Source organism: Pseudomonas sp. C11, from assembly GCF_034683865.1.
GTDB lineage: Bacteria > Pseudomonadota > Gammaproteobacteria > Pseudomonadales > Pseudomonadaceae > Aquipseudomonas.
This window is the reverse complement of sequence record NZ_JAWIIP010000009.1, coordinates 168,754-183,644: the sequence shown is the minus strand read 5'-3', so window position 1 is coordinate 183,644 and position 14,891 is coordinate 168,754. Positions and strand designations below refer to the sequence as shown.

At 66.6% G+C, this 14,891-nt stretch carries 11 protein-coding genes; 5 read left to right on the top strand and 6 right to left on the bottom strand.

Annotated elements, in window-relative coordinates; translation table 11 throughout:
- Positions 1 to 8 precede the first annotated feature (8 nt).
- The 5 genes from VC352_RS16065 to VC352_RS16045 are packed head-to-tail and all read left to right on the top strand — an operon-like array spanning position 9 to position 9,415.
- On the top strand, positions 9 to 1,769 hold the full coding sequence (locus tag VC352_RS16065; protein WP_322980525.1) for a DUF2138 domain-containing protein: 1,761 nt from the start codon (positions 9 to 11) through the stop codon (positions 1,767 to 1,769).
- Positions 1,739 to 2,401, top strand: coding sequence for a DUF1175 domain-containing protein (locus VC352_RS16060; RefSeq protein ID WP_416340190.1), 663 nt, complete (start codon positions 1,739 to 1,741; stop codon positions 2,399 to 2,401). The genes VC352_RS16065 and VC352_RS16060 overlap by 31 nt, the downstream gene beginning before the upstream one ends.
- An 11-nt stretch (positions 2,402 to 2,412) precedes the next feature.
- The gene (locus VC352_RS16055; protein WP_322980524.1) at positions 2,413 to 6,978 is read left to right on the top strand and encodes an alpha-2-macroglobulin; all 4,566 of its coding nucleotides are present in this window, start codon (positions 2,413 to 2,415) and stop codon (positions 6,976 to 6,978) included.
- A 2-nt stretch (positions 6,979 to 6,980) separates the two neighbouring features.
- Positions 6,981 to 8,630, top strand: a complete 1,650-nt coding sequence (locus VC352_RS16050) for a DUF2300 domain-containing protein (RefSeq protein WP_322980523.1) — start codon at positions 6,981 to 6,983, stop codon at positions 8,628 to 8,630.
- Positions 8,627 to 9,415 carry a YfaP family protein gene (locus tag VC352_RS16045; RefSeq protein WP_322980522.1) on the top strand — a complete coding sequence of 263 codons (789 nt, stop codon included), beginning with the start codon at positions 8,627 to 8,629 and terminating at the stop codon, positions 9,413 to 9,415. The genes VC352_RS16050 and VC352_RS16045 overlap by 4 nt, the downstream gene beginning before the upstream one ends.
- 13 nt (positions 9,416 to 9,428) lie before the next feature.
- On the opposite strand, the gene VC352_RS16040 is transcribed toward VC352_RS16045, so the two are convergent.
- The 6 genes from VC352_RS16040 to gatC all read right to left on the bottom strand — a co-directional run bounded on the left by VC352_RS16040 (position 9,429) and on the right by gatC (position 14,718).
- Positions 9,429 to 9,812, bottom strand: a complete 384-nt coding sequence (locus tag VC352_RS16040) for a carboxymuconolactone decarboxylase family protein (RefSeq protein WP_322980521.1) — start codon at positions 9,810 to 9,812, stop codon at positions 9,429 to 9,431.
- Positions 9,809 to 10,909 (bottom strand): calcium/sodium antiporter, encoded by a 1,101-nt coding sequence (locus VC352_RS16035; RefSeq protein WP_322980520.1) that lies wholly within the window; start codon positions 10,907 to 10,909, stop codon positions 9,809 to 9,811. The genes VC352_RS16040 and VC352_RS16035 overlap by 4 nt, the downstream gene beginning before the upstream one ends.
- Positions 10,910 to 11,000: 91 nt before the next feature.
- Entirely contained in the window at positions 11,001 to 11,426 is a 426-nt protein-coding gene (locus VC352_RS16030; RefSeq protein ID WP_322980519.1) for a septal ring lytic transglycosylase RlpA family protein, read from the bottom strand.
- A gap of 74 nt (positions 11,427 to 11,500) precedes the next feature.
- Positions 11,501 to 12,949 (bottom strand): Asp-tRNA(Asn)/Glu-tRNA(Gln) amidotransferase subunit GatB, encoded by a 1,449-nt coding sequence (gene gatB, locus VC352_RS16025; protein WP_322980518.1) that lies wholly within the window; start codon positions 12,947 to 12,949, stop codon positions 11,501 to 11,503.
- Positions 12,950 to 12,963: 14 nt separating this feature from the next.
- Positions 12,964 to 14,415 (bottom strand): Asp-tRNA(Asn)/Glu-tRNA(Gln) amidotransferase subunit GatA, encoded by a 1,452-nt coding sequence (gatA, locus tag VC352_RS16020; protein WP_322980517.1) that lies wholly within the window; start codon positions 14,413 to 14,415, stop codon positions 12,964 to 12,966.
- A gap of 15 nt (positions 14,416 to 14,430) precedes the next feature.
- The gene (gene gatC, locus VC352_RS16015) at positions 14,431 to 14,718 is read right to left on the bottom strand and encodes an Asp-tRNA(Asn)/Glu-tRNA(Gln) amidotransferase subunit GatC (protein WP_024306969.1); all 288 of its coding nucleotides are present in this window, start codon (positions 14,716 to 14,718) and stop codon (positions 14,431 to 14,433) included.
- Between the last annotated feature and the right edge of the window lie 173 nt (positions 14,719 to 14,891).

The window sequence follows — 14,891 nt, the reverse complement described above, 5'->3', positions numbered from 1 at the left end:
TCGTACCTATGAGCGAGAACACCCCACCCGTCACGCCTGCGCTTGCCGCCACCCCCGGCCCGCGCCGCTGGCGCCCGCTGCTGCTGGCATTGGCCGTGGCCGTTCCGGCGGCGGCTGCCGGTCTGTTCTTCTGGCTGGAGCAGGGGCCGCAAGACACGCGCCCGCTGGCCGAGGCCAATCACCTGGGCCTCGACCTCGCACACCCGGACGTGCTGATCGAAAGCGCCTCGCTGGGCCGCCTGCCCAAGGATGTGCTCAAGGTGCCGCTGCTGCGCGACACCCTCACCGAAGACCTAGTGTTCTACTACGAGAACAATGCCGACCGCTTGGGGCTGGCCGGCAGCCTGCGGCGCATCATCTACGAACACGACCTACAACTGCGTGACGAGTTGCTCGACCAGTTGCTCGATCAGCCGGCCGAGGTGGCCCTTTGGCGCGATGCCGGCGGCCGGCTGCGGCATTTCATGCTGGTGATTCAGCGCGGCGGCCTGGCCAAGCTGCTCGAACCGCTGGCCAAGGTGGCGCTGGATGACACCCAGTTGAGCGTGGCCGGCGAGTTCGTTGTCGACGGCGCCGCCGTGCCCTTCTATCGCCTGCGCTACAACGGCGAGCGCAGCATTTTCTTCGCCTCCCATGGCGATCAGTTGTTGCTGCTGTCCAGCGCCGACATGCTCTATGGCGAGCTGCCGCAGGGCGAAGAGGGCGCCACCGACGGAGAGGCCGTAGAGGCCCAGGAGCCCGTGCTGGCGCGCGTCTCGGCGCAAATGGCGGAAGCCCTGCTGGCTGGCCAGCATCCCTTCCCCGAGCAGTTCGGCCTGACCGAGCGCGGCGCGCTGGGTCAGCGCATCACTCTGGGTGCGGACTTCCTCGCCCTCGGCTATCGCCGCTTCCTGCCGGCCTTCGCCGGATTGCGTTTCGAGATGAACGAGCAGGGCTGGAGCAGCTACCTGGCGCTGGATGACGTGGACGGCCAGAGCGCCTTCGACTTCGCCCCGGTGTGGCAAGCCATGCCCATGGGCGCCAGTGCATGCGTGGCCCTGCCGGTGGCGCCGGGCCTGCCCGAGCGTTTGCTGACCAAGGTGGGTGCCGAGCCCGAGGCGGCGCGCGAACTGGCCGAGCAGCTCAGCGGCAGTGCCGGCCTGTGCTGGTACCCGGATTCGCGCCTGCATTCGCCACTGCTGGTCGGCACCCTCAAGCAGGCGCCGGGCGCGCAGACCGATGCCGAATTGGCCAAGCTGTTCGAACGTGTGATCGGCGCCTGGGAGCCCAATGCCGAAGGCGGCAGCTTCCCTGTCGAGACGCGCAGCGAGGGCGAAACCCATAGCTGGCTGCGCCAGGTCGGCTCCAATTTCGGCCAATACCCGGCGGATCTGGCCGAGCAGCCTGATGCCCTGGCCTCGCGCGGTTTCTTCCGCATCGGCCTGGCCCGGCATGGCGCGACGCTGCTGTTCTCCCTGGATGACCGATTACTGGAGAAGGGTCTGCAAACCCTCGACAAACGCTTCCCGCCGCTGGCCGACGTGCTGCCGGCCAATGCCCTGGTGCCTGCCTATCTGGCGCCGGACAGCATGGCCGCGCTGCTCGAGCGGGAAACCCTGGAGAGCCTGCCGGAAGACATCGAGCCGGTGTTCCGCAACGCCGCGCAGGCCAACCTGCTGCCCAAGCTGCGGGCGCTGTCCGGGCATGGCAAGTACGCCCTCAGCCTGCCGGCAGACGCCGAGGCCGACGAGGCGTGGCAATGGCTGCCGCTGCAGTGGCGCGCCCTGTGAAACGCCTGCTGCTCGGCAGCGCGCTGCTGCTCATGAGCGCGCTCGCCTGCGCCAGCGACGCCGTGCCTGGGCTCGACGCCCAGCAATCGCAGGTGTTTCGTGCCTGGTTCGTGCGCATCGCCCAGGAGCAGTTGCGCCAGGGCCCCAGCCCGCGCTGGCACCAGCAGGACTGTGCCGGCCTGGTGCGTTTCGCCGCCAACGAAGCACTCAAGGTGCACGACGCCAAATGGCTGCGCGCCAACGGCCTGAGCAACCGCTACCTGCCGCCGGAGCTGGAGCTCAGCGAGGCCCAGCGTGGTCTGGCCCAGCAGTGGCAGCAGGGCGGCGGCCAGCTCGGTCCCTACGTCAATGCAATCAAGCTGATCCAGTTCAACAGCACCCTGGTCGGGCGCGATCTCAACCAGGCGCGCCCCGGCGATCTGATCTTCTTCGATCAGGGCGACGACCAGCACCTGATGATCTGGATGGGCCGCAACATCCTCTACCACACCGGCAGCAGTACCCCGACCGACAACGGCATGCGCTCCGTGAGCCTGCAGCAACTGATGACATGGAAGGACACCCGATGGATTCCCGATGCATCCAATCCCAATTTCGTTGGCGTCTACCGGCTGCATTTTCTCAGCCGATGAGGAGCGTATCGATGAACCTGCCTATCCGTGCCCTGCGCCTGGCCACTCTTGCCCTGCTGGCCAGCGTGCTGCCCCTGGCCGCGCAGGCCGATGACAGCGTGCAACCCAGCGGCTACTCGCCGGTGGCGGGGCAGTCATTCTTCCTGCTGGCCGACAGCAGCTTTGCCAGCGACGAGGTGGCCAAGGTGCGCCTCGAAGCACCGGGCCGCGATTACCGGCGCTACATGATGGAGCCCTATGGCGGCGTGGACATGCGCGTATACCGCATCGACCAGCCGCTGGAGTTCCTCAAGCGGCAGAAGAACCTGCACCGGGTGGTGGCCGAAGGGCAATACAAGGGCGAGGGGCTGTCCAATACCCTGGCCTATCTGTGGGACAACTGGTACCGCAAGTCGCGTCGGGTGATGCAGCGGGCTTTCTCCTACGACTCGCGCGTGCAGGTCACCGAGGAAGCGCCAGAGCTGAAGATGGGCGACGCGATCAAGGCGCCAACGCCGTTCGAGGCCCAGCCGCAGTACGCGCCGATGAAGGGCGTGCCGCTGGTAGCGCAGTTCCGCTACCCGCTGTGGGATGCCCAGCCGATCCAGCCGCCCAAGGGCGTCGAGCTGTCCGGCTCGTCGAGTCAGTTCCTCAGCGTCAACCCGGGTAACCTCTACATCCCGCTGGGCAAGCTCAAGCCGGGCCTTTATCTGGTCGAGGCAATAGTCGGCAAGTACCGCGCCACCACCGTGCTGTTCGTCTCCAATACCGTGGCGGTGAGCAAGATCGCCGGCCAGGAACTGCTGGTGTGGACGGCGCGCAAGCACGAGGGCAGCGCGGTGGCCGGTGCCCAGGTGCTGTGGACGGACGGCCTCGGCGTGATGCGCAGCGGCAGCACCGATGAAAAGGGCCTGCTGCGCCTGCAGCACGCCAGCCCGGAGCGCTCCTACCTGCTCGGCGAGGACGCCGAGGGCGGGGTGTTCGTCTCGGAAAACTTCTACTACGACAGCGAGATCTACGACACCAAGCTCTATGCCTTCACCGACCGTCCGCTGTACCGGCCGGGCGACTGGGTCGAGCTGAAGATCGTCGGTCGCGAGTTCACCAGTGCGCGTGACTCCAAGGCCGCCGAAAGCGCGCCGATCAAGCTGGCGGTACTCGACGCCAATGGCACCACCTTGCAGACCCTGGCTCTGAACCTGGATGCCAAGGCCGGTGCCCAGGGCCGTTTCCAGTTGCCGGACAACGCCGTGGCCGGCGGCTACGAGCTGCGCTTTGTCTACCGTGACCAGCTCTACAGCAGCGCCTTCCGCGTCGCCGACTACATCAAGCCGCACTTCGAGATCGCCCTCGACCTGAGCAAGCCGGACTTCCGCACCGGCGACAAGGTCACCGGCAACCTGGTGCTGCTCTACCCGGACGGTAAGCCGGTCAAGGACGCGCGCCTGCAACTGAGCCTGCGTGCCCAGCAGTTGTCGATGATCGACAACGAGCTGCAGTACCTTGGCCAGTTCCCGGTCGAACTGGCCAGCAGCGAGCTGAGCACCGACAGCAAGGGCCGCGCCGCCTTCGAGCTGCCGGCGGCGGACAAGCCCAGCCGCTACCTGCTCACCGTGTTCGCCAGCGATGGCGCGGCCTATCGGGTCAAGACCAGCAAGGAAATCCTCATCGAACGCGGTGCAGCCCGTTATCGCCTGGAGGCTCCGCAGCGCTTCAGCGCCGTCGGCGAGGCGGTACCGTTCAGCTACCGCAGCGAGCAGCCCACCGAACTCAAGCCAGCCAGCTACGAATGGGTGCGCCTGGAAGACCAGAGCAAGCACAGCGCCAGCCTGAGTGAGGGCGACCAGGGCTTCAGCCTGAGCTTCGAGCATCCCGGCACCTACAACATCACCCTCAAGGACAAGCACGGCCTGATCCTCGGTGCCACCGGCCACTCGGTCAGCGGCAACGGTCTCAAGGCCGTGGCTGGCACCGTCGAGGTGGTGTTCGACCGCGACCAGTACCAGCCGGGCGATGAAGCCCTGGCGCTGATTACCTTCCCCGAGCCGGTGGCCGATGCGCTGTTGAGCCTGGAACGTGACAAGGTCGAGGCCACCGCGCTGCTCTCCAGCGGCGGCGACTGGCTGAAACTGGAGAAGCTCAACGACACCCAGTACCGCGCACGCATCCCGGTGGACGATCACTTCGCGCCCAACCTGACCTTCTCCGTGCTCTACACCAAGGGCGGCGACTACAGCTTCCAGAACGCCGGGATCAAGGTGGCCAAGGCGCAGATCGAGATTGCCGTGAGCACCGACAAGGAGCGCTACGAGCCAGGCGAGACGGTCACCGTCGACCTGGCCACGCTGTTCAAGGGCAAACCGGCCGCCACGCGCCTGACGGTGAGCGTGGTGGACGAGATGATCTACGCCCTGCAGCCGGAGATCGCTCCGGGCATCGAGCAGTTCTTCTACCACCCACGGCGCAACAACGTGCGCACCAGCGCCAGCCTGTCGTTCATCAGCTATGACGTGGCCCTGCCGGGCAACGCCAGTGCGCCAGGGCGCGCCAACCGCAGCGAGCGCGGGGTCAAGGTGCTGGAGCGGCCACGCCGCGAGGAAGTCGACACCGCCGCCTGGCAGCCGGATCTGCTCACCGATGCAGACGGCAAGGCGCGCTTCAGCTTCCGCATGCCTGATTCGCTGACCCGCTGGCGCATCACCGTACGGGCGGTCGACGAGGCCGGCGAGGTGGGGCAGAAGAAACAGTTCATTCGCTCGGAGAAGCCGCTGTACCTGAAATGGAGCGGCCCGACCCTGTTCCGCGAGGTCGACAAGCCGCAACTGGGCCTGTTCGCCTTCAACCAGGGCGAGGACGAAACCGAGGCTGAGCTGGTGACCCAGGTTGGCGGCAAGGAACAGCGTCAGCGCGTGACGCTGGCGCGCGGCGCCAACTACCTGGCCTTGCCGCCGACCGCGCTGCAGGCTGGCGAGCTGAGCGCCGCGCTGGTACAGGACGGCAAACCGGTGGATGCGCTGCGCGTCGGCTTGCGTGTCGCCGGCGAAGGCTGGCAGCGCCTGCACGTGCAGAACCTCACCCTGGCGGCGGGCAGCAACCCGCTGAGTCTGCCGGCGGATGCGCGCAACGTCCGTCTGCGCCTGGGCGATGCCAACCAGATGCTGTTCCGTTCGGCACTGGATGACCTGCTGGCCTACCCCTACGGCTGCGTCGAGCAGACCGCCAGCCGACTGCTGCCGCTGAGCCTGGCCTACCCTGCTCTTGTGAAAGAGGGGGCCAAGGGCGAGGCCCGTATCGGCGAGCGTCTGCGCCTGATCATGCAGAACAGCCGCCTGCGCCTGGTGCAGATGGCCGGCCCCGAAGCCACCTTCACCTGGTGGGGCGAGGGCGGTAATGCCGATGCCTTCCTCACCGCCTATGCCTATTACGCCGACTGGCATGCCAGCCGCACCCTGGCCGTCGAGCTGCCGCCGGAACACTGGCAGCGCGTGCTCGACCTCTACGGCCAGCAGGCGGCGCAGGTGCCCTTGCTGCAGCGCGCGTTGATCCTCGGTTTCGCCCGCGAGATGCAGTTGCCCACCGACACCTTGCTCAAGGGCTTGCTGGAGGATCTCGGCAAGGCCGAGGAGGGCGAGGACGTGACGCTGGACGAGGCGGGCGAAACCAGCCTGGTGATGGCCTACCCGGATTCGCGTCTGGGCCTGGATCTGGCCCGCGTGCTGGCCGCCGACATGGCCGGCAGCAAGATCGGCCTGCCGCCGCGCTTTGCCGTCGGCCTGGCCGATGCCCGGGCGCGGGTCGCGGCCAGTCAGCAGCCGTTCGCCGAAGCCGTGCGCCTGTCCCGTGGCCCTGTCGATGCTGCGGCGATCAATGCCCTGCTGCAACGCCTGACGCCTGCCCAGGCGACCCTGGAACGTGCCCTTGCCCTGACCTGGCTGCAGCGCCGCCTGGGCGATGCGCCTGTAGCTGCCGTGACAGCACCGGGTGCGGGTTGGCAGGCGCGTGAAGGCAACAGCGGGGAAACCACCTGGCAATGGCAGGGCGCCCAGCCGCCGAGCGCGCTGGAGCTGCCGGCTGGCGATCAGGCCCTGGCCGCCGCGCTCAGCTACGACAGCGCGGCCACGCCGCCGAGTGGCAACCTTGAGGTCAAGGTCAGCCGCCGTCTGCTGCGCCTGGTGCCGGGCGAGGAAGCCTTCAACTTCAGCGTCGAGGAAGTGGGCGACGGGCCGATATCCGGCGACCAGCTGTATCTCGATGAAGTCACCCTGGAGAGCGCCGCCGAGCAACCGCGTCGCTACGGGCTGCTGGAAGTGCCGTTGCCGCCGGGTGCGGATGTCGAGCGCACCACCTGGGGCCTGCAGGTCAGCGGTCTGGACTCGCCCGAGGCACAAGCGCTGGAGAAGGCCCGCCACGAGCCAGGGCAACTGCTCTATGCCGTGCCGGTGGACAGCCTGCAGGGCAAGCTGGTGCTGCGTCATCTGGTGCGCTTCTCGCAAAAAGGTGAGTTCCATCTGCCGCCTGCGCGCTACTCGCGCATGTATGACCCACAGGCGCAAGCGTTCGAGCAGACGCCGGCACTGGCCGAGCTGAAGGTCGAGTGAGGATGCGCGCGCTGGCCTGGCTGGCTCTGCTGGCGCCCTGCCTGGCTGCGGCCGGTGAGGCGCCGCTGCAGCTGGCCTGGCGCACGTCGCAAGGCGCCGAGCTGTTGCGTCTGGATGAACGGCAACTGCTCGCCCGCGAGGCGTTGCCGGCGGATCTGCGCACGCCGCTCGGCAGCCTGTGGAAGCTGTTCGTCTACGCCTACCAGGTCGACCGCGGCCTGCCCGATCCGGGTTACACCTGCAGCGGCCAGAATCGCGAAGAGGTCTATTGCTGTCAGGCAGGCGAGCGCATCGACCGTGACCAGGCGCTGGTCAAGTCCTGCGGCCTGTACTTCGCGCCGCAGCGCCTGGGGATCGAGGCCGGGCCGTGGCATGACTACTGGCAGGCGCGCCAGGCGCCGGAGTGGCTGCTCGACCTGAACGGCCTGCAACCAAAGCGCCGCGTTGCGGTAAGCCAGTTGCTCGACAGCCTGGCGACCTTGCCGGCCCAGGCCGAGGCGCGCCGCGTGTTGCTCGACGTGACCAATAGCAGTGCCGATGGCGCGCTGCTCGGCCCGCTGGGCGGGCGCCTGCGGGTCAAGACCTGGAGCTGGCTGGCCGATGGCGATGCGCAGGCGCGCCAGGGCGGTTTCGCCGGCTGGCTGGTCGACGGCACGCCGCTCTGGGCCGGTGGCGCCGGCACCAGTCAGCGCGTGCTCAGGCACTACGGCGAAGCGCTGGGCCAGGTGCTGCCCGCTCCCTGGCCGAGCGAGGCGGGTGGCTGCGTCGAGGTGGCCCTGTTCGATCGCTATCCGCTGCGTAGCCTGAGCCGCGCCGACGGCAGCCCGGTCAGCCAGCCCGGTGCGCTACAGGGCCACTATCAGGTGACCTTCGCCAACGGCAATGTGCTACCCATCGAAAGCCAGGGCGAGTTGTTCCTGCTGCCCGGCGCTACGCCGCGCCTGGTCGCGCGCCTGCAGCGCGAGGAATACGTGGCGCGGGTGCTCGACCGTGAGGGCGCGGCGCAGCCAGCCGAAGCGGCCAAGGCGCTGGCCGTGGCCATCCGCACCTACCTGCTGCAGAACGGCGAGCGCCGTGACGAATGCCTGGCGATCCGCGACAGCAGCGCCCAGCAGCGTGTCGCGCCACGCCCGGCCAGCGCCGCCGCGCGCGAGATCGCGGCGTGGACGGCCGATCTGGTTCTGGCCGGTGCGGTAGTTACCTATCACGCCGAACTGCCGGGCAACGACCGCCTCGTCTGGCGCCAGGCGGTCGAACAGGCCGAGGCCGGCCTGCGTTATGACGCCATCCTGGCGCGGGCTTTCGCGCGCTCCAGCCTGAGTCGCTGGGACAAACCCATCGCTGCCTGCCAACCACTAGCCGCAGCCGAGGACTGGCTGCAGCAACGGCGTCGGCGCTGGCGCCCGCTGCTCGATGCCGAGGCGGGCTATGCCGAGACCGGCGAGTTCGCCGTATGCCGCCTGCACAGCGGCAAACCGCATATCGACCGCGAGCGCCGACGCATCTACGTGCGCGGCCTGCAATCGCTGCAGGATCGCCTCGACCTGACGCACGAATACCTGCACCTGGCCTTCGAGGCTCATCCCAACGGCCAGGACGAGCAATACATCGAGGGCCTGGCCCGTTACCTGCTGCTGGAAGCTCAGCCATGAACCATCGTTTGCGTTTCGCCTCCCTGCTGCTGTGCACGCTGCCCTTCGGCGCCTTCGCCGAGATCACCCTGGACACGCCGCGCGCCGGTTGGCGCACCGGCTCGGACGAGGGCGCGCACTTCATGCAGGAGGTCAACTACCCGTCCTCGGCGGTCAACAGCGCGCCGGATCAGGGCGATGCCGCGCGCATCCTCGGCCGCATCAAGTCCACTGACAAGGCGCCGACTGGTGCCCCGGCGCGCCTGGTGGTCAATGGCATCAGCATGCCGCTCAAGGTGCAGGACGATGGCCGCTTCGACCGGCCCTTCGTCTTCCCATCCGGCAGCAATAACGTCGAAGTGCGCAGCCCGGACGGCCAGCAGGTGCGTCGTGTGCAGTTCTACAACAACGGCAGTGGCGAGACGCCGGCGCGGCTGCGCGTGGTGCTGTCGTGGGACAGCGACAACACCGACCTCGACCTGCATCTGGTCACGCCCGATGGCGGCCATGTCTGGTATGGCGAGCGCGCCCTGGCCAATGGCGCAGCGCTGGATGTGGATGTGACCGGCGGCTTCGGCCCGGAAATGATCGCCTCGCCGACGCCGCTGAAGGGCGAGTACCTGGTCTACGTCAACTACTACGGCGGTGGTTATGGCGAGGCGGGCGACCCGGCCGCCGAGCTGACCACGGCCCAGGTGACGCTGATCAGTGAGGAAGGCACGCCCAACGAGAAGCAGGAGTCCTTCCTCATTCCCATGCGCGCGCCAGGCGAGCTGACCCTGGTCAAGCGCTTCAGCTACCCCTGAGCCTGGGAGTGGTTCAGGCGCTTTGCGCCTGCCACTCGTCGATCACTTCCTGGGCCGCGCGGAAGGCGTCGATGCTGGCCGGTACGCCGGCATACACCGCGCAATGCAGCAGGGTTTCGCGGATTTCCTCGACGGTGCAGCCATTGTTCAGCGCGCCGCGTACGTGGCCCTTGAGTTCCTGCGGGCATTTCAGTGCGGTCAGCGCCGCCAGGGTGATCAGGCTGCGCGTCGCGCGGGGCAGGCCGCTGCGCGTCCAGACGCCGCCCCAGGCATGTTCGTTGACGAAGTCCTGCAGCGGCTGGGTGAACTCGGTGGCATTGCCCAGAGCGCGGTCGACGAAGGCATCGCCCATCACTTCTCGGCGCACCTGCAGGCCGCGCTCGTGGCTGTCGCTCATGGTTGGATCTCCTGCCCGCGTTGCTTGTGCCAGGCGCGTGCGGCGATCACCACCAGGGTGATGGCGGTCAGCGGCAGGGCGTAGCCGATCATCGCCTCGCCGAAGGTCTGCGCGAACGGGCGCCCCGTGCTGAACATCACCAGATAGAAGGTGTAGGCCACGTAATAGGCGAGGAACAGCAGGCCCTCCCAGCGGTTGATGCGGTAGCCGGCAAAGAAGATCGGCAGGCAGGCCACTGCCACGGCGATCATCACCGGGAAGTCGAAGGCCAGAGCATTGGGCGATACGGCAATGGCCGCTGGCGAAACCAGCGAAGCCAGGCCGAGTACGCAGAGCAGGTTGAAGATATTGCTGCCGACGATATTGCCGACGGCAATGTCGCGCTCGCCCTTGAAGGCGGCGATGATCGAGGTGGCCAGTTCCGGCAGCGAGGTGCCGATGGCGATCACAGTGAGGCCGATCACCAGTTCGGACAGACCGAGTGCGCGGGCCAGTTGTACGGCGCCTTCGACCAGGAAGTTCGAGCCTGTAACCAGCAGCACCAGACCGACGATGATCAGGCCGAGGTTGATGACCCAGGCGTAGGGTTTGGCAGGTTCGTTGAGGCCGAACTCTTCGGCGAACTCATCGTCCTGCGCGCCCTTGTCCTTGCGTGCGCTGTAGATCAGGAAGCCGGTATAGCTCAGCACGCCGGCGAACAGCAGGGCGCCGTCGAGACGGCTCAGTTCGCCGTCCCAGGCCAGGCCGAAGGTCAGCAGGCTGGCGCCGATCATGATCGGTACATCGAGGCGAATGAGTTGGCGCGAGACGATCAGCGGCGCGACCAGGGCGGTCATGCCGAGAATCAGCAGGACGTTGGCGATATTGCTGCCGACCACGTTGCCGATGGCCAGGTCGCCGCTGCCGTTGAGCGCCGATTGCACGCTGACTGCGGTTTCCGGCGCGCTGGTGCCGAAGGCCACCACGGTCAGGCCGATCACCAGGGGTGGGATGCCGAACTGGGCGGCCAGCTTGGCAGCGCCGCGCACTAGCACTTCGGCGCCGGCCACCAGTAGCACCAGGCCGGCGATCAGGTAGACGTAGGTCATCAGGGTCATTGCATGCGAGCTCCGGAAAAAGTGCGGCTAGTGTAGCGATGGCCTATGGCGGCGCCAGAGGGGCGTCGCAGCGATTTGTTACAGACTCTGTTCAGTCCAAGGCTTCGATACGCACCGGCGCCACGCCTGAGCGCAGCATGTCCAGGCGCTCGGCGGCGGCGCGGGAAACATCGATGATGCGCCCGCGCACGAAAGGGCCGCGATCATTGATACGCACCACCACGCTGCGCTCGTTGTTCAGGTTGGTCACCCGTACTTGCGTGCCGAACGGCAGGGTGCGGTGGGCGGCGGTCAGCGCGCGCTGGTCGAAGCGCTCGCCGCTGGCGGTCTTCTTGCCATGGTGGCGGTCACCGTAATAAGAGGCTTCGCCAGTTTCGCTGGCGCCTGAGCCTGCGCCGCCGAAGGTCGAGCAACCGCCGAGCAGGGCGAGCGCACCCAGCAAGGCCCAGGTCTGTAGCCCGGATGTAATCCGGGGGCTGGGGATTTCCCGGATTGCATCCGGGCTACGGATCGTCATCGTGTTTTCTCCAGATAAAAAGACGCCGGGCAGGCCCGGCGTCGTTGCAACTGTCGTAAGCGAGCCGATCAGGCTCAGCCTTCGAGCTTTTTCTTCAGCAGTTCGTTCACTTGCCCCGGGTTGGCCTTGCCCTTGGAGGCTTTCATGGCCTGGCCGACGAAGAAGCCGAACATCTTGCCGCGCTTGGCTTCGTCGCTGGCGCGGTACTGTTCGACTTGCTCGGCATTGGCCGCCAGCACTTCGTCGAGCATCTTCTCGATGGCACCGGAGTCGGTGACCTGCTTGAGGCCCTTCTTCTCGATGATCTCGTCGGCGCTGGCACCTTCACCGGCAGCCAGGGCTTCGAAGACCATCTTGGCGATCTTGCCGCTGATGGTGTTGTCCTTGATGCGCAGGATCATGCCGCCCAGTTGCTCGGCGGAAACCGGCGACTGCTCGATCTCCAGGCCCTCTTTATTCAGCAGGCTGGACAGCTCGCCCATCACCCAGTTGGCCGCCAGTTTGGCGTCGCCACACACGGCATTGACTGCCTCGAAGTAGTCGGCCAGTTCGCGGCTCGCGGACAAGACGCTGGCGTCGTAGGTGGACAGGCCGAACTGGCTCTCGAAACGCTCGCGCTTCTGCGGCGGCAGCTCAGGCAAGCCAGCGCGCAGCTCGTCGAGGAAACTGCGCTCGATCACCACCGGCAGCAGATCCGGGCAGGGGAAGTAACGGTAGTCGTTGGCTTCTTCCTTACTGCGCATGGAGCGCGTCTGATCCTTGTTCGGATCGTACAGGCGGGTTTCCTGCACCACCTTGCCGCCGTCTTCGATCAGCTCGATCTGGCGCTGCACTTCGTGGTTGATGGCTTTTTCGATGAAACGGAACGAGTTGACGTTCTTGATCTCGGCGCGCGTGCCGAACTCGGCCTGGCCTTTCGGGCGTACCGAGACGTTGCAGTCGCAACGCAGCGAGCCTTCGGCCATGTTGCCGTCGCAGATGCCCAGGTAGCGCACCAGGGCGTGGATGGCCTTCACATAGGCCACGGCTTCCTTGGCCGAACGGATGTCCGGCTCGGAAACGATTTCCAGCAGCGGCGTGCCAGCGCGGTTCAGGTCGATACCGCTCATGCCCTGGAAGTCTTCGTGCAGGCTCTTGCCGGCATCCTCTTCCAGGTGCGCGCGGGTGATGCCGATGCGCTTGACCGTGCCGTCTTCCAGGGTAATGTCCAGATGGCCCTTGCCGACGATTGGGTGATCCATCTGGCTGGTCTGGTAGCCCTTGGGCAGGTCCGGGTAGAAGTAGTTCTTGCGGGCGAAGATGTTACGCGCGCCGATCTCGGCATCGATGGCCAGGCCGAACTGGCAGGCCATGCGCACCGCTTCGGCGTTGAGCACCGGCAGGGTGCCGGGCATGCCGAGGTCGATCAGGCTGGCCTGGGTGTTGGGCTCGGCGCCGAAGCTGGTGGCGCTGGCCGAGAAAATCTTCGATTGGGTGCTGAGCTGAGCGTGAATCTCGAGCCCGATCACGGTTTCCCATTGCATGTCTTGATCCTTCCTCAGAAGCCGCTCGGTGCTTGTTTATGCCAGTCGCTGACCTGCTGGTACTGGTGCGCGACGTTGAGCAGACGACCTTCCTGGAAATAGTTGCCGAGCAGTTGCACGCCCACCGGCAGGCCATCGACGAAGCCGGCTGGCATCGAAAGGCCGGGAATACCGGCCAGGTTGGCGGTGATGGTGTAGATGTCTTCCAGGTACGCGGAGACCGGGTCGCCACCTTTCTCGCCGATCTTCCAGGCCAGGTTCGGCGTGGTCGGGCCGAGGATCACGTCGACCTCGTTGAAGGCGGCGACGAAGTCGTTCTTGATCAGACGGCGGATCTGCTGGGCCTTGATGTAGTAGGCGTCGTAGTAACCGGCGGACAGGGCGTAGGTGCCGACCATGATGCGGCGTTTGACTTCCGCGCCGAAGCCTTCGCCACGCGAACGCTTGTACAGGTCTTCGAGGTTGACCGGGTTCTCGCAGCGATAGCCGAAACGCACGCCGTCGAAGCGCGACAGGTTGGAGCTGGCCTCAGCGGGTGCGATCACGTAGTAGGCGGGGATCGCGTGCTGCATGTTCGGCAGCGAGATGTCCTTGACGGTGGCGCCGAGCTTTTTCAGCTCCTCGACCACGGCCATGACCTTCTCGCCGATACGGGCGTCGAGGCCGGCGCCGAAGTACTCCTTCGGCAGGCCGATGCGCAGGCCGGCCAGTGGCTGGGTCAATGCTGCCAGGTAGTCATCGACCGGCTGATCGACGCTGGTGGAATCCTTGGGGTCGAAACCGGCCATGGCGCCGAGTAGCAGGGCGCAGTCCTCGGCGGTGCGGGCCAGCGGGCCGCCCTGGTCGAGGCTGGAGGCGTAGGCGATCATGCCCCAGCGCGAGACGCGGCCGTAGGTGGGCTTGATGCCGGTGAGGTTGGTCAGCGCCGCCGGCTGGCGGATCGAGCCGCCGGTGTCGGTGCCGGTGGCGGCCGGCAGCAGGCGCGCAGCAACCGCTGCAGCCGAGCCACCCGAGGAACCGCCGGGTACGCGGCTGGTGTCCCAGGGGTTCTTCACCGGGCCGTAGTGGCTGGATTCGTTGGCCGAGCCCATGGCGAATTCGTCCATGTTCAGCTTGCCGAGGGTGACGGTACCGGCGGATTTGAGCTTGTCGACCACGGTGGCGTCGTAGGGCGCCTTGAAACCGGTGAGGATCTTCGAGCCGCAGGAGGTCAGCACGCCGTGGGTGCAGAACAGATCCTTGTGCGCGAGCGGCGCGCCGAGCAGGGCGCCGGTTTCGCCAGCGGCGCGGCGGGCGTCAGCGGCCTTGGCCTGCTCCAGCGCGAGGTCTTGGGTAACGGTGATGAAGCTGTTGAGCTGCGGGTCGAGCTGTTCGATGCGCGTCAGCAGGCTGCGGGTCAGTTCTTCGGCGGAGAATTGCTTGGCCGCAAGGCCCTTGGCGATCTCGGCCAGAGTCAGTTGATGCATGTCAGGCCCTTTCCTTTATTCGATGACTTTCGGCACGAGGTACAGGCCGCTTTCCACGGCCGGGGCGATGGCCTGGTAGGCGTCGCGCTGGTTGCTCTCGTTGACCACGTCGGCACGCAGGCGCTGGGTGGCTTCCAGCGGGTGGGCCAGGGGTTCGATGCCCTGGGTATCGACGGCCTGCATCTGGTCGATCAGGCCGAGGATGTTGTTCAGGGTCTCGGTGGTTTGCGGAATATCGCCTTCATTCAGACCCAGGCGGGCCAGGTGGGCGATTTTTTCCACCTCGGAGCGTTCAAGCGCCATCGGGGGTTCTCCAGTGGAAGTGTGACTGAGAGGGCATGCAGGGAACGGATGTCGCGAGCCAGCGGTCAAAGGCCGCGATGTGCAGCTACAAGGCCCGGAAAAACAGGCAATCTACCATATTGCCGCCTTGCTCAAAATCCCTGCCGTTGTTAGAGTTTGCCGCACTTTTTTAC

Coding starts and splice junctions, on each gene's coding strand:
- VC352_RS16065 (WP_322980525.1), top strand. CDS start 9: ATGAGCGAGAACACCCCACCCGTCACGCCTGCGCTTGCCGCCACCCCC.
- VC352_RS16060 (WP_416340190.1), top strand. CDS start 1,739: ATGGCTGCCGCTGCAGTGGCGCGCCCTGTGAAACGCCTGCTGCTCGGC.
- VC352_RS16055 (WP_322980524.1), top strand. CDS start 2,413: ATGAACCTGCCTATCCGTGCCCTGCGCCTGGCCACTCTTGCCCTGCTG.
- VC352_RS16050 (WP_322980523.1), top strand. CDS start 6,981: ATGCGCGCGCTGGCCTGGCTGGCTCTGCTGGCGCCCTGCCTGGCTGCG.
- VC352_RS16045 (WP_322980522.1), top strand. CDS start 8,627: ATGAACCATCGTTTGCGTTTCGCCTCCCTGCTGCTGTGCACGCTGCCC.
- VC352_RS16040 (WP_322980521.1), bottom strand. CDS start 9,812: ATGAGCGACAGCCACGAGCGCGGCCTGCAGGTGCGCCGAGAAGTGATG.
- VC352_RS16035 (WP_322980520.1), bottom strand. CDS start 10,909: ATGACCCTGATGACCTACGTCTACCTGATCGCCGGCCTGGTGCTACTG.
- VC352_RS16030 (WP_322980519.1), bottom strand. CDS start 11,426: ATGACGATCCGTAGCCCGGATGCAATCCGGGAAATCCCCAGCCCCCGG.
- gatB (WP_322980518.1), bottom strand. CDS start 12,949: ATGCAATGGGAAACCGTGATCGGGCTCGAGATTCACGCTCAGCTCAGC.
- gatA (WP_322980517.1), bottom strand. CDS start 14,415: ATGCATCAACTGACTCTGGCCGAGATCGCCAAGGGCCTTGCGGCCAAG.
- gatC (WP_024306969.1), bottom strand. CDS start 14,718: ATGGCGCTTGAACGCTCCGAGGTGGAAAAAATCGCCCACCTGGCCCGC.